Raw genomic sequence first — 15,862 nt, forward strand, 5'->3', positions numbered from 1 at the left:
TATTCCTATATATTTTAAAAAGGAAAATTAATACAAAAAACCGTATATAATTTCCTCTTTAAAAAAATAAGTCATATCTTAATTGTTTTTAATCAATTTTTTAAATACTTTGTATTAAAAAACAGATATTCCTATATATTTTAAAAAGGAAAATTAATACAAAAAACCGTATATAATTTCCCCTTTAAAAAAATAAGTCATACCTTAATTGATATAAATAAAAAAGTCTTAAAGCATATACTTTAAGACTTTTTTTATATATTAAATCAAATTATTTCCCGTAGTAAACTTTTAAGAATATTTCTTTCATTTCACTCATAAGAGGATATCTTGGGTTAGCACCAGTACATTGGTCATCGAAAGCATCTTCAACCATTTGGTCAAGTTTATCTAAGAACACTTTTTCATCGATACCATAATCTTTGATACATTTTTTGATACCAACTTTAGCTTTTAATTCCTCTATAGCTTTAATGAGGTTATCAAGTTTTTCTTTATTAGTATTACCTTTAATACCTAAGAAATCAGCAATTTCTGCATATCTTTCTATAGCTTTAGGGTATTCATATTGAGCAAATGTACCCATTTTTGTAGGTGCTTCAGAAGCATTAAATTTCATAACTTCAGTTATTAATAATGCGTTAGCAACACCGTGTGGTAAGTGGTGGTAACCACCTAATTTATGTGCCATAGAATGACAAATACCTAAGAATGAGTTAGCAAAAGCCATACCAGCTAAAGTAGAAGCATCTGCCATTTTAACTCTAGCTTCAACGTCTGTTTCGCCTTGGTCGAAAGCGCGTGGTAAATATCCAAAGATATTTTTAAGTGCTTTAAGAGCAAGACCATCAGTGTAGTCAGTAGCTAAAATAGAAGAGTAAGCCTCTAAAGCGTGAGTTAAAGCGTCTATACCAGATGCAGCTGTTAAGCCTTTAGGTTGGCTCATCATTAAGTCTGCATCAATAATAGCCATATTAGGAAGTAATTCATAATCAGCTAATGGGTATTTATCGCCAGTGCTTTCATCTGTAATAACGGCAAAAGGAGTAACCTCAGAACCAGTACCAGAAGATGTAGGAACTGCAATAAAGTATGCTTTTTCACCCATTTTAGGGAATGTATAGATACGTTTTCTAATATCCATAAATCTCATTGCCATATTTAAGAAATCTACCTCTGGGTGCTCATACATAACCCACATAATTTTAGCAGCGTCCATAGCAGAACCACCACCAACAGCTATAATACAGTCTGGCTCAAAAGCTTTCATAGCTTCAGCACCAGCTTTAGCACAAGCAAGAGTTGGGTCTGGCTCAACCTCAAAGAATGTAGTATGCTTAATACCCATATTGTCTAATCTATCAGTAATTTGTTTAGTTACACCAGATTTAAATAAGAATGAGTCTGTAACGATAAATGCTCTTTTTTTGTCCATAACAGAGCTAAGCTCGTCAAGTGCAACAGGTAAACAACCTTTTTTAAAGTAAACTTTTTGTGGAGCTCTAAACCAAAGCATATTTTCTCTCCTTTCAGCAACTACTTTAGTATTGATTAAGTGTTTAATACCAACATTTTCGGAAACAGAGTTTCCACCCCAAGTACCACAACCAAGAGTTAATGAAGGAGCTAAATTAAAGTTATAAACATCACCTATACCACCGTGAGTAGAAGGTGTATTTACAAGGATACGGCCAGTTTTCATCATAGCAGTAAATTGGTTTAATCTTTCTTTACCAACTAATGTATCAATAAATATAGAAGATGTATGACCATAACCCCCATCTTTAACTAATGTATCAGCTTTTTGTAAAGCTTCATCAAATGTTTTAAATTTGTACATAGCTAAAACAGGAGATAATTTTTCGTGTGCAAAAGGTTCAGATAAATCAACAGAAGTAACTTCACCAATTAATATTTTAGTTTCTTTAGGAACTTTAAGCCCAGCCATTTCAGCAATTTTGTAAGCTGGTTGGCCAACTATGTCAGCATTTAATGCACAAGCGTCACCTTTTTTAATTAATATTGTATCTTTAAGTTTTTGTATTTCATTTTCTTTTAATACATAACAACCTCTGTCGATAAACTCTTGTCTAACTTCTTTGTAGATTTTTTCGTGTACAATAACAGATTGTTCTGAAGCACAAATCATACCGTTATCAAAAGTTTTAGAATGTATAACAGAGTTTACAGCAAGTTTAACATTAGCTGTTTCATCAAAAATAGCAGGAACATTACCAGCACCAACGCCAAGAGCAGGTTTACCAGAAGAATAAGCAGCTTTAACCATACCAGGACCACCAGTTGCTAAAATAATGTCAGCATCTGCCATTACTTGGTTTGTAAGCTCGATAGAAGGCTCGTCAATCCAACCGATAATACCTTCAGGTGCACCAGCTTTAACAGCAGCGTCAAGAACAATCCTTGCAGCTTCTATAGTAGCACCTTTAGCACGAGGGTGAGGGCTTATAATAATAGCATTTCTAGTTTTTAAAGCAAGTAATGTTTTAAAAATTGCAGTAGAAGTAGGGTTAGTAGTAGGGATAACAGCAGCTATTGTACCAATAGGCTCTGCAATAACTTTTGTACCATAAGAGTTATCTTCTTCCAATACACCACAAGTTTTAGTATTTTTATATTTGTTATAGATATATTCAGAAGCAAAGTGATTTTTAATAACTTTATCTTCTACAATACCCATACCAGTTTCTTCAACAGCTTTTTTAGCAAGATAAATTCTTTGTTTGTTAGCAGCTAAAGCAGCAGCAGCAAATATTTCATCTACTTGTTCTTGAGTGAAAGTAGAGAATACTCTTTGAGCTTCTTTAAGCTCAGCCATTCTTGCTTTTAAAGTTTCTACACTATTAACAATAGTTACAGGTTGCTTTTTATTAGCCATAAAATTTTCCTCCTAAGAATTAGAATATATTTAATAATCTAAAGCTTAATAATTACGATAAATAGTCTAGCAAAAAATAATAATTTTATAAAGCTTTAAATTTTAATACCTATGAGAATATAATAGATATAGTTAAATACATTTGATATTTATTTAACAATTACATTATATACCATTGTTATTTATTTGTCAATATATTTTGTTAAAAATTTTTAATTTTTTAATATACTATATTTTATACTTAAATGTAAATTTTATGTACCATAGGTATATACATCATAAAAGATATACATTATATAATATACCATAAAAAGCACAACTTGATAATAGTAATTTTGTATGATATAATAATAAAAAATTGTATTATTTATAAATGAGGTGATAATATGGACTTTGGCACATTGAATGTATTAAGTTTAGCTTTAGGCCTTGCATCTTGGGCTTTACCTATAATAGCCATATTTTATTTAAAAAAGAAAAACTATAAAAGAGTTAGAAATTTATCTATTTTAAGTGTTTCTTTAACTGTTGTATCTATGTATTTTCAATTTTTGTATATTAATCATTTAGTAAAAATAGGTGACTGGATAGCAATAGAGGATACTAATGGAGGGGTTGTTTTTTGTTGCACTGCCCTTATATTTGTTACTTTTTCCTTAAATTTTATAAATTTATTAATTATGAAGTTTAATAAAAATAAATAATAAGAGTAATAAGGTTGTAGTATTCACTATAACCTTATTACTTAGACTTTAGACAAAATATCGTTAAATCAATTTTTTTTATTTTTATACCCTAGGTTATCTCAAAAAAGTAAACTTGTTATTTTTTTGAAGAGGTTGTAGACAAAGTCTACAACCTTATTACTTTTTATTGAAAAAAATATAAAATATTTAAAAAACATTGTTAAAAATAATAAAAGGTGGTATAATTATACTTAATGTATAATTTATAAGACTATTAAGTTATATAAAAATAGATTAGTACGAAAGGAGAAATATATGTATAATACGTACTCTACAACATTAGCAGGCAGAGAGCTTTCAGTTGAAATAGGAAGAGTAGCAGAGTTAGCTAATGGAGCAGCTATTGTAAGATATGGAGAAACAGTTGTTTTATTAGCTGTTACAGCATCAGAAAAACCAAGAGATGGTATAGATTTTTTTCCTCTTAGCATAGACTATGAAGAAAAATTATATTCTGTTGGTAAAATACCTGGAGGATTTATAAAAAGAGAGGGTAAACCAACAGAAAAAGCAGTTTTAACAGCTCGTCTTATAGACAGACCTATAAGGCCATTATTTCCTAAAGATTATAGAAATGATGTTGGATTAGTAGCAACAGTTTTATCAGTGGACCAAGATTGTAGCCCAGAGATAGTGGCTATGATAGGTTCTTCTATTGTTTTATCTATATCAGATATACCTTTTAATGGACCAACGGGTGCTGTTATGGTTGGGCTTATAGATGGAGAATTTATAATAAACCCAACAGCAGAACAAAGAGAAAAAAGTGACCTTTCTTTAACAGTGGCATCTACAAAACAAAAAGTTATGATGATAGAGGCTGGTGCAAATGAAATAGACGATGAAACTATGTATAATGCAATTATGCTTGCTCATAAAGAGAACATAAAAATAGCAGAATTTATAGAAGGTATTGCTAAAGAAATAGGAAAAGAAAAACATAGCTATGAAGAGCATAACGTAGATAAAGATTTATATAAATCTATAATAAATATTATTACAGATGAACGTATGGAAAATGCTGTTTTTACAGATTTAAAGCAAGTTAGAGATGAACAAGTAAATGCACTAAAAGAAGAAGTTATAGAAAAATTATTAGAAAATTGTGCCGATGAAAATAAAGATGAGTATGTAGCTCAAATAAATGAGGCTATATACAAATATGAAAAAGAAACAGTACGTAGAATGATTTTAAAAGACCATAAAAGACCAGATGGACGTGGACTTGAGGAAATTAGAAAACTTACTGCCGAAATAGATATATTACCAAGAACACACGGTTCTGCTATATTTAGTAGAGGACAAACTCAAGTTCTTACAGTTACTACTTTAGGTGCTATAAGTGAGGCACAAAAATTAGATGGTTTAGATGAGCTAGAGGTAACAAAAAGATATATACACCATTATAATTTCCCAAGCTATTCTGTTGGAGAAACAAGACCTTCAAGAGGGCCAGGTAGAAGGGAAATAGGACACGGTGCTTTAGCAGAAAGAGCTTTAGTTCCAGTTATACCTTCAGAAGAAGAATTTCCTTATGCTATAAGGCTTGTATCAGAAGTTTTAAGCTCTAATGGGTCTACATCTCAAGCCAGTATTTGTGGCTCTACCCTTTCTCTTATGGCAGCAGGTGTGCCTATTAAAAGACCGGTAGCAGGTATATCAGTTGGGCTTGTTACAGGAGATACAGATGATGACTTTGTGCTTCTTACAGATATACAAGGTTTAGAAGACTTTTTTGGAGATATGGACTTTAAGGTGGCAGGTAGCCATAAAGGTATTACAGCTATACAAATGGACATAAAAATAGATGGTTTAACACCAGATATTATAAAACAATCTTTACAAAAAACTAACGAAGCTAGACAATATATATTAAATGAAGTTATGTTAAAGGCTATTGATGAACCTAGAGAATATCTTTCTAAATATGCTCCTAAAATAGGATTTTTACAAATAGACCCTGAAAAAATGGCAGAAGTAATAGGACCTAGAGGTAAAACTATTAATAAAATATTGGAGCAAACAGGCGTTGATAAAATTGACACAGAAGACGGTGGAAGAATATTTGTATCATCTAATGACCAAGAAAAAATAGATAAAGCAATATCTATTATAAAAGCTATAACTAATGACCCAGAAGTAGGAGAAATATTTACAGGTAAAGTTGTAAGAATATTAAATTTTGGTGCTTTTGTAGAAATTGCACCAGAAAAAGAGGGACTAGTGCATATATCAAAACTTTCTAAAGAGAGAGTGGCAAAGGTAGAAGACGTTGTAAATATTGGAGATGAAGTTATAGTTAAAGTTACAGAAATAGATGAACAAGGGAGAATAAATTTATCTATAAAAGATGCTTTAAGCTAAAAATTAAAATATAGTATAATAAATATAACAAGCCTTATAGTAAATCTATAGGGCTTATTATAAAATTTAAAAAATAACTATTAATTATAATATAAAAATTTTAGGGCAAAATAAAATATTATAATTAACGAAGGAGAAAATTATGTTTGATACAATAAAATTAGAAAATGGAGTGTCTATTGTTATGGAGCAAATATCTTCTGTACGTTCTGTAGCTTTAGGTATATTTATAAAAAATGGCTCTATTAATGAAACACCTAAAAATAATGGGATATCACATTTTATTGAGCATATGCTATTTAAAGGAACAGCTAAAAGAACAGCTAAAGATATAGCAGAAGAAATAGATAATATAGGAGGGCAATTAAATGCCTTTACATCTAAGGAGTATACTTGTTACTATGCTAGGGTGTTAGATACTCATATAGATACAGCTATAGATGTTTTAACAGATATGATTTTTAATTCAAAATTTGACAATTTAGAAATAGAAAAAGAAGCTAAAGTAATATTAGAAGAAATAAGTATGTATGAAGATACTCCAGACGATGTAATATTTACTAAATTACAAAAAGAAATATGGAAAGATTCTCCTTTAGGATATAGTATTTTAGGGAGTAAAGAAAATGTATCTAGCTTTAAACACAAGGATTTTGTTGACTATATAAACGAAAAATACGTTGGGGAGAACATTGTAGTAGCTATAGGTGGTAGCTTTGATAGGGAAAAAGTTTTAGATATTATAAAGCAAAAAATGATAAATATGCCAAAAGGAAAACCTAGTGTAGATGCAGATAAAAAATATATTTACACGCCTAGCAGAACTAAAATATATAAAGATATAGAGCAATTACACCTTGCTTTAGTTTTTGAAGGAATATCTATAAAAGATAAGTATAATTACAGTATGAGCTTATTAAGTACTATAATAGGTGGTGGTATGAGCTCCATATTATTTCAAAAAGTAAGAGAACAATATGGACTTGCATATTCTATATATGCTTATAATAATGGATATATAAACAATGGACTTTTTAATATTTATGTAGCTCTTAATAAAGAACAGTTAGATAAAACTATTAATATAATATACAAAGAAATAGAGCAATTAAAAAGGAATAAAATAACAAAAGAACAAATAGAAAAGACTAAGGAACAGCTAAAAAGTAATTATATAATGGGGCTTGAAAACACATATAATAGAATGTCTAGTATTGGTAGGTCAAAAATTTTAATAGATAAAATAAAAACTCCTGATGAAATAATACAAGAGGTAGATTTAATACAAAAAGAAGATATAGATTATCTTATAGACAAAGTTTTTAATATGGACAAAATGAGTATATCTTTAGTTGGAAAAGTAGATGACATAAAAATAGAAACATTGTAACATAAATTTAATATAAATGGGTAAACTATATTTGATAGCATAATAAAATTTGCTATATTAAACATTCTTATTTTTAAGGAGGTATTTTTATGCAGAATAGACCTTTAGATTGGACAATACTTACACTTGTAGTAATAGGGGCTATAAACTGGGGACTTATTGGGTTTTTTAAATTCGATTTAGTTGCAACATTATTTGGTGGTATGGACTCTATGGTAAGTAGAATTGTTTACGCTTTAGTTGGACTTGCCGGTTTATATTGTATAACTTTATATGCTAAAATAGGGAATGCAAAATCTATGGCAGCTAGATAAATTATGTTATTAACATTTTAATTTTAATTAAGAAAAATAAAGAGAGATTTTTTACACAGGTTTCTCTTTATTTTTTAATATAATAAGGCTTTAATTATATTTTAAAGGAGAAATTATGAAATATAATAATATTAAAATTGCAAAATTTATAAACAGAAAAAATAGGTTTATATCAGAAATAGAAATAGATAATAAAATAGAACTATGCCACGTTAAAAATACTGGTAGATGTAAAGAGTTATTAATAAAAGGTGTAGATATATTTGTACAAGAAAATAATAATATAAATAGAAAAACTAAATATTCTCTTATATGTGTAAAGAAAGGTAATATACTAGTAAATATAGACAGCCAAATACCTAATTATGTTGCAAAAGAAGCAATAGAGAGTGGTATTGTAAAGGAAATAAAAGATATAACAACTATTAAGCAAGAGGTAAAGTATAAAAATTCTAGATTTGATATGTATTTTGAAACAAACAAGGGTAAAAAAGGTTTTATAGAAATAAAAGGGGTAACTTTGGAAGATAATGGTATAGTTAAATTTCCAGATGCACCATCGGAAAGAGCTATAAAGCATATTAATGAGCTAATAGAGGCTAAAAAAGAAGGATATGAAGTGTATATACTATTTGTTATACAATTAAAAAATGTAAAACATTTTGAGCCTAATAAAGAAACCCACTATAAATTTTATGAGACATTAAAATATGCTAGAGATAAGGGAGTACATATTTTAGCTTATGATTGTTTTGTAAGTTATGATGAAATTATTTTGAAAGATAATGTAGATGTAATAATAGATTAGTAAACAAATGTATTTATAGGAATATATTATTAATAAGTATATTATTGGAGATGGTTTGTTTGGCTAAACATTGTAGATATTTATTATCCTTAAAAACATTAATAGGGATAATATTAGCATCTATAGGACTTGGTATGTTGTTAGTTTTAATTATACCTTGGTGGGGATATATATTAGCACTTGGCTTATTTATAGGTGGACTATGTTTAATATTTTTTAATAAATAAAACTCCTTTACATATAGGGAGTTGAGGTTGTAGACAAAGTCTACAACCTCTTCAAAAAAATAACAAGTTTATTTTTTGATATAATCTAGGGTAGAAAAGCTGATTTCTTCACACAAGGGCTAAAGCCACTTGAAATCTAGCTTTTTACACAATCCGAGGCAAAGCCACGTATTGTGATTAAAATTTTTATACCCTATAAATAGGATATAAAAATGAAAAATAATTTGATTTAATAATATTTTTCTTTTAATAAATAAAACTCCCTTATATATAGGGAGTTTTATTTATTAAATACAATAAGATATGATTAATGTTTTAGTTATTGTATACATTACAAATTTCATATTTTAAATCATTTTGGCTAGCTCTTATTTTTAAATATTTATAATTACTTAAATTGTTAGGGTCAGGGTTAGTTAAGCCATTTAATGTAATGTATCTAACACCATCTTTAACATATACATTGCTTTTATCAGATACAGCAGATACAACTATTACTTTTTTGCCTGTTTGAGCTACAAAGTCTTTTAATATTTTGTGTAAAAGTTCATTTTCTTTCTTGCCTTTTAGACTATTATTTTTATCCCATATATTTTTATCCATATTTATAAGAATGTTGTTTTTGCTTTGGTTTTGTAAATAGCTTTGTAGCCATCTCCATTGGTCTGGGCTTTCTGTACGCATAACACCACTCTTTGTAGCAAGGTTTATAATAGATAAATTGCTTGTATTTGTAGTGTTATATTTATTGTCCCAAGATACAGTAGGAACACCAGTATTTATATCATCTAATTTGGTAGGACCAGCAAAAACAATAGCTCTAGCATTATTTTTCATAACATTTACACTATCTTGTAAAACTTTTTTAGAGTTTTGATGAGGTTTATTGTCAGTTTGCCCAAAAACATTAATATCTTCTTCTTCACTAGTAGGGGTAACTTGGCTTATATTTTGGTTAAGTGGGTCTTTATAAGAGTTTGTAAGTACACCACCATCAGTTCTTTTGTTCATAGAGTTTATAGCATCTATATATATAGTGCCACTTTCTTTAGCCGTTGTTGTTTGTGTAGCAACATATATTTTGTCTATTCTAACAGGATAAGCCACATCATCAGGTATAGGCACATTAGCAGTAACCCAGTCTTTAGATGTCATTTCATTTAAAATAGGTAAAACATATTCTTTATTATTTTTGTCTTTAAGAACCATTTTTACCATATTGCCACTACCATCTCCTTTAATTTGCATTTGTATAGCGTTAGGAGAATCTTTTAATGTTATTGGTTGTCTTTCAAAACAAACATAACTAGCTTGAGGTGTAGAAACGTTTTCTTTAAAATTGTAACTTAATAAAAGACTATTTTTACCGTCATATGCAGCAGCATTTGTTATTCCAGCACCACCAGATACTGTTTTATCTGCAGGGAAGTACATCATAAATAAGTTTCTTTTTTCCTCAAAAGATGTAATAGATGAAGGGCTACTACCTATAGCTATAGTAATAGATGCACTAAATCCATTATATGTTGCAGTTAAGATAGCAGTACCTTCTCCAACTGCATAAAAAGTGTTATTTTTTATATAACCTAAATTTTCATTATCAACACTCCAAGAAACTGATGAAGCATCAATAATTTTGGAAAAACCATCATTGTTTGTAGCCTCTACAAAAAGAGGGGTATTTTCTCCAATATATAAAGATGTATTATTAGCTTTAGGTATTATAGAATTAAAAGCCTCCATAACTTTAAAGCTAACTTGACCTGTAACACCATTTGGATAAGTTGCATTTATAGTTATATCCCCTGGAGTGTTACATAAAAAGTATGAGCCATTTATAGTACCAATACTTTCATCTTCAAATGTAAATGTAACTTGTGCAGGGTCTATATCAACAGGGTTTTTATTAGCATCTATACCTGTAACTTTTAAGCTATAAGTTAAGCCAGATATAATAGAATCATCAGATTTTTTATCTACACTAACCAATAAAGAGGCTAAATCTCCAGGAGGATTAGTAGATTTAACACCAATAGCATTAGGTACAAGTCTAGGTGATTTATCAGAAACATCATTTACTATTTTTACATCTTTGCTACCTTCTTCTCTTAAGGCCACAGTTGTAGAGCCACCACCGTCAAGGTGTATTGCATCATACGCACCATATTCTAATAATATATTAGCCATTTCGCTATGAGTAGCACCCGTACTTTTTCCTCTGCCGTCAACAGCTATAAGTATAAGTTTATTTTTTTCTTTATTTACGCCAACAGCGCTACGAGGGTTTCTAGAATTTGGAGATATAGACATACCAGTAGATATAGGTTTGCCATTTCTTAATATTTCACCACCAGCAGATATACCTGTCATTACATCAGATATATTTTTGCCATCTCTAAAAACAAATTTATAACTTTCTGTAAAAGTAAGATTATCTCCTACATTAAACAATGCTAATTTTTCAGATGCAGTTGCTTTATCCATAACTATAATATAGCCATTTTCTGGAATTTCCACAACTTCTCCAGCACCAGCCTTTTTAACTATTTTTTTATCTTCAACAACTATTTTAAAAAGATTTTTGTTTCTTTTATCTAAATCGGTAGTGTTAGTTATTACACTTCTATCAAAATATATAGGAGTTTTAAAATCTGTTATTTTATTTTTAGCTTGTAAATTTAAAGATACTTTTTCGTTATATAATCTTAAATTAGATTTTATATAGTCTATAAAGGCATTGCCATATTTATCTAAAAATATCCCAGCATATTTATTAGAAGAAGAATTATAATAATTTTGTGCTTCATTAACATTTCCATCTACTATTATTTGTCCCATACTAGAGCCAGGATTACCAGAGCCAAAAAAGTCGGCATTTATACCTGCGATAGCATTATTTTCTTTTGTAAGAGCTTCTACATTTTTTTTAAGTCCGTGCTCTGTTACAGAGTCTAATATTTCTATATCTATATTAGGATTTTTTAAATCTGCTATTAGGACATAAACATCTTTCCAACCAGATTTGTAAAGACGTTCGCTTTTTTCATAAGTAAGCCCATCTGTTAAAGTTTGAACTTCTTTATCTACATATAAAAGGTTAGAATCTGCAAAAACATTTTTAGTAATAAATGTAGATAAGCTTAAAGCAAAAGCTAAGGTGTATGTTAAAAATTTCTTTTTCATAATTTCCTCCTAAGGTTTTGTTATTCAGTTTTTTCAGAAATTGTTTGTGTTGTAATCTCTTTATCTGGGTCTGTATTTCCGTAGAAAAACTCATCAACAATACTTTTAACACCGTTGTTATCTAATAAATAATAAGATAAATTATCTATCATTTGTGTAGTTCCAGGTAAAGTAGATGTTTTCATTTTTTCAGGTTTAATATTAGGTATACTATTTAAATATTTAGGAAAATCAGATATACTAAAGTCTGTTTCTACATATTTTATAACGTTTAAAGATATTTCGCCTAAATTTTTCATTAAAGTTTCTTTATTTAAAACTTGGGTAATAAATTGTTGGATAAACTGTTGTTGTACTTCAACTCTTTGTAGGTCTTGTCTAGCATAACCTTTTCTAAAACGGACTAAGCCTTCTGCTGCTTTTCCATCTAAAAGCTGAGAACCTTCTTTAAGATTTATATATAAATCTTGTGTAGGGTCACTATACTTAAGCCCACCTTTTGGAACATCAAAATATATCCCACCGACAGCATCTACAATAGACCTAAAGGCGTTTAAATTTACTTTAACGTAATAGTCTATTTTTATACCTAACATAGATTCTATTGTTGTTTTTACACCTTCCATACCGCTACTTTTGGTATATGCATATATAGAATTTGCTTTCATATGGCTAGGAATATGTCTATTTATACTTCTCATATTTTCTAAATCTTTGCCACTATATGAAATATATGTATCTCTAGGTATAGATATTAAGTTTATTTGCCCAGTTGTACTGATAAAACTAGCAACCATTAAAACATCTGTTAAATTTTCTGCTTCATCTACACCAGCTACTAAAACGTTTGTTCTAACAGGAGGAGTAAAGATACCATTAGATTTTTGTTCTGTTTGTTGTTTTATTTCTTTTTCTGTAATAAGGCTAGAATCTCTTTGTTTTGAAGGGTCGTAGGCAGGCTCTGCTTTTAAAAACTTATATCCAAAAAATACGAATAATAAGCATATTAAAAGTACGCTAAAAACACTAAAAAAAGTTGAAAAAAATCTCTTTCTATATACAATATCTAAATTTCTCATAAGTTAAGCTCCTAAAATATTAATAAGATAAAGTATATCAAAATATATGTTATTTTTCAAGATTAAAAGAGTTTTTTTTACAATTTATTAAAATTTGTAATATGTTTGTAATTTATAAAAATTTAATTATTTTAGTATTTTATACATAAAAATATGCAATCAATAATTGTGTAAATATAAAACAAAACCCTAAAGATAAACATCTTTAGGGGTAATTTTTAATTTAATATTAAAATAATATTATTGGCTAGCTCTACCATATTTTTTGTTGAATTTATCAACACGTCCACCAGCATCAAGTAAAAGTTTTTGGCTACCAGTATAATATGGGTGACATTTAGAACAAACCTCAACACGAATTTCTTCGTTTGTAGAACCAGCTACAAACTCGTTACCACAGTTACATTTTACTTTAGCTTGAAAGTATTCTGGATGAATTCCTTCTCTCATTGTAAAACACCTCTTTCTAAAAAAATTGAGATACATTTTGGCATCTCTCCATTAAAATAACAAATAAATTATAGCATATAAGATATTACATTGCAATAATTTTTTATATTATTTTAATATTTGGATATAGGCTTATATAAAATTTAGTTTATATCTGTTTTTTGAAGTATCTTGAAAAATTCTGTATTGTTTTTTGTAGATTTTAACATAGATAAAATTTTTTCTGTTATATCTATATTTTGTGATTGGCTGTTACCAAATAGCTTTCTAATTTGGTAAGAGGAATCTAAGTATTCTTTATTTAGTAGCAGTTCTTCTTTTCTTGTACTAGATTTAGATATATCAACAGCAGGGAATATACGTCTTTCTGCTATTTTTCTATCTAAAACAAGCTCCATATTACCAGTACCTTTAAATTCTTCAAATATAACATCGTCCATTTTACTACCAGTATCTATAAGGGCAGTTGCAAGTATTGTAAGGCTACCACCTTCTTCTATATTTCTGGCAGCACCAAAAAACTTTTTAGGCATATATAAAGTAGCAGGGTCTAAGCCACCAGATAGTGTCCTACCACTAGAAGGTGTTAAAATATTGTATGCTCTTGATAATCTTGTTATACTATCTAATAAAATTACTAAGTCTTTGCCTTGCTCTGCTAATCTTTTACCACGTTCTAGTACCATTTCTGCAACACGTCTATGGTGGTCTGGCTGCTCATCAAATGTAGAGTATATTACTTCTATATTATTACCTATAATAGAGCGTTGCATATCTGTAACTTCTTCTGGACGTTCATCTATTAAAAGAACAAGAAGATGTACTTCTGGGTGATTTTTTATTATGGAATTTGCAATAGATTTAAGCAAAGTAGTTTTTCCTGTTTTAGGAGGAGCAACTATCATACCACGTTGCCCTTTACCTATGGGACATACAATATCTATAATTCGTCCTGCTAGGCCGCTTTGTCCTATTTCTAGTGTTAGTTTTTCTTCTGGATATATAGGTGTTAATTTTTCAAAATTAGGCCTAGACACTATGGACATAGGAGAATCGCCATTAACTGTTTTTACAAAAAGAAGTGCAGAAAATTTTTCGTTTTCTTTAGGTATTCTTAATGTTCCAGTTAGGTAGTCGCCAGTTTTTAAATTAAATCTTCTAATATGTGTAGGTGAAACATACACATCATTTGAGCCAGATAGATAATTATTGCTTCTTAAAAATCCATACCCGTCAGATAATACTTCTAGTATACCCTCGGCAGATATACCACTATCAAGCTCCTTTAAATAAGATGCTTTGTCTAGCTTGTCAAAATTGTTATTACAATGCTTGTCCAATTCTTCTTTATTAGGTGATAAATCTTGGTTATCATTTTTGTTAAGATTATTTATTATTTCAATAAGTTCATTTTTTTTGTAAGTTGCAATAGATTTTATATTATTTTCTTTAGCTATATTTCTAAGCTCTGCTAAAGTTAGACTATTATAATCCATAATTCCTCCTAGTTAATATTTGGAATAATAAGTTTTTGACCAGGCTTTAAAACACTATTTTCTTTAAGTCCGTTAGCATCTAATATTTTTTGGAAATGGCTACCATTTCCATATACTTTTTTGCTAATATTCCAAATGATATCTCCTTCTTTAACAATATATTCAGTAGATTTAGAAGTATTACTATTATTTTCTGGCTTGTTAGAAATATTAGAAGGTTTAGTTGTTGGTTGAGTTTTTTCTTCAGTGTTATTAGGTTGTTGTACACCAATTTGAGATTTTAAATCTTCATTTTCTTGTTTTAGTGCGGATATTTCACTTTTTAAAGAGTCTTCCATAATTTTATTTTCTTCAGCTTTTTTAGTATCTAATAGCTCTTGTACTTGAGCTTTTGCTTCAGTAAGTTCTTTTTTTGTATAAATTAAGTTTAATGCTAAAAAAGCAGTAGATATAGTTAAGACAATAATTATGGAAAAAGATATAACTCTGCCTATTATAGAAGGAGAATTGTCCTCGTACTCATCATAATCATCATCAAAAAACTCTTTACCGTATTTTTCTATGTTTCTTCTATACGGGTTATTGTTTTGAGATTTTGGTCTTTTTTTGTAGCTATCATTTATATTTCCTAAAGATTTTCTTTGTTTTTTAGATTGGTAATTATCATAGTCGTCTTCATAATCATCTTCATCATAATTTTCTTCATCATCATAATCATCGTCAAATTGGTCATTATCATATTCTTCATATTCTATATTAAAATCTGAATTATTATTTTTTTCATCTTCGTTATCATTTTCTAAAATATTTTTAACTAATCTTTTTGTAAAATCTTCATTATAAAGTTGTTTAGATTTTATATTATCTTTATCCTTACTGGACATATTAATCCTCCTAAAGTTTATATTT

Annotated in this window: 12 protein-coding genes; 6 read left to right on the forward strand and 6 right to left on the reverse strand. The window is 28.8% G+C overall.

Features of this window, described 5'->3' with window-relative positions; all coding sequences use genetic code 11:
• Positions 1 to 271 precede the first annotated feature (271 nt).
• Entirely contained in the window at positions 272 to 2,896 is a 2,625-nt protein-coding gene (gene adhE / locus R5Z65_RS08000; protein ID WP_317368374.1) for a bifunctional acetaldehyde-CoA/alcohol dehydrogenase, read from the reverse strand.
• Between the two features lie 386 nt (positions 2,897 to 3,282).
• Between adhE and R5Z65_RS08005 the strand changes: the two genes are divergently transcribed.
• The 6 genes from R5Z65_RS08005 (at position 3,283) to R5Z65_RS08030 (ending at position 8,745) form a co-directional block, all read left to right on the forward strand.
• Entirely contained in the window at positions 3,283 to 3,600 is a 318-nt protein-coding gene (locus tag R5Z65_RS08005; RefSeq protein WP_317368375.1) for a hypothetical protein, read from the forward strand.
• A gap of 297 nt (positions 3,601 to 3,897) precedes the next feature.
• Entirely contained in the window at positions 3,898 to 6,006 is a 2,109-nt protein-coding gene (locus R5Z65_RS08010) for a polyribonucleotide nucleotidyltransferase (RefSeq protein WP_317368376.1), read from the forward strand.
• A gap of 142 nt (positions 6,007 to 6,148) precedes the next feature.
• Positions 6,149 to 7,396, forward strand: a complete 1,248-nt coding sequence (locus tag R5Z65_RS08015; protein WP_317368377.1) for a pitrilysin family protein — start codon at positions 6,149 to 6,151, stop codon at positions 7,394 to 7,396.
• Positions 7,397 to 7,485: 89 nt separating this feature from the next.
• The gene (locus R5Z65_RS08020) at positions 7,486 to 7,710 is read left to right on the forward strand and encodes a DUF378 domain-containing protein (RefSeq protein WP_317368378.1); all 225 of its coding nucleotides are present in this window, start codon (positions 7,486 to 7,488) and stop codon (positions 7,708 to 7,710) included.
• 115 nt (positions 7,711 to 7,825) lie between these two features.
• The gene (sfsA, locus tag R5Z65_RS08025; RefSeq protein ID WP_317368379.1) at positions 7,826 to 8,518 is read left to right on the forward strand and encodes a DNA/RNA nuclease SfsA; all 693 of its coding nucleotides are present in this window, start codon (positions 7,826 to 7,828) and stop codon (positions 8,516 to 8,518) included.
• A 59-nt stretch (positions 8,519 to 8,577) separates the two neighbouring features.
• Positions 8,578 to 8,745 (forward strand): hypothetical protein, encoded by a 168-nt coding sequence (locus R5Z65_RS08030; RefSeq protein ID WP_317368380.1) that lies wholly within the window; start codon positions 8,578 to 8,580, stop codon positions 8,743 to 8,745.
• Between the two features lie 315 nt (positions 8,746 to 9,060).
• Here the strand turns inward: R5Z65_RS08030 and R5Z65_RS08035 are convergent, their stop codons facing one another.
• The 5 genes from R5Z65_RS08035 to R5Z65_RS08055 all read right to left on the reverse strand — a co-directional run bounded on the left by R5Z65_RS08035 (position 9,061) and on the right by R5Z65_RS08055 (position 15,837).
• Positions 9,061 to 11,928, reverse strand: a complete 2,868-nt coding sequence (locus R5Z65_RS08035; RefSeq protein ID WP_317368381.1) for a phosphodiester glycosidase family protein — start codon at positions 11,926 to 11,928, stop codon at positions 9,061 to 9,063.
• A 20-nt stretch (positions 11,929 to 11,948) separates the two neighbouring features.
• Positions 11,949 to 13,007 (reverse strand): LCP family protein, encoded by a 1,059-nt coding sequence (locus R5Z65_RS08040; RefSeq protein ID WP_317368382.1) that lies wholly within the window; start codon positions 13,005 to 13,007, stop codon positions 11,949 to 11,951.
• A gap of 240 nt (positions 13,008 to 13,247) precedes the next feature.
• On the reverse strand, positions 13,248 to 13,457 hold the full coding sequence (gene rpmE / locus R5Z65_RS08045) for a 50S ribosomal protein L31 (RefSeq protein WP_317368384.1): 210 nt from the start codon (positions 13,455 to 13,457) through the stop codon (positions 13,248 to 13,250).
• Positions 13,458 to 13,600: 143 nt separating this feature from the next.
• Complete coding sequence (rho, locus tag R5Z65_RS08050) at positions 13,601 to 14,953, reverse strand: transcription termination factor Rho (RefSeq protein ID WP_317368385.1); 1,353 nt, start codon at positions 14,951 to 14,953, stop codon at positions 13,601 to 13,603.
• Positions 14,954 to 14,961: 8 nt separating this feature from the next.
• Entirely contained in the window at positions 14,962 to 15,837 is an 876-nt protein-coding gene (locus tag R5Z65_RS08055) for a LysM peptidoglycan-binding domain-containing protein (RefSeq protein WP_317368387.1), read from the reverse strand.
• Between the last annotated feature and the right edge of the window lie 25 nt (positions 15,838 to 15,862).

This window comes from uncultured Tyzzerella sp. (genome assembly GCF_963558545.1).
In the GTDB taxonomy this organism is placed as follows: Bacteria; Bacillota; Clostridia; order Lachnospirales; family CAG-274; genus Tyzzerella.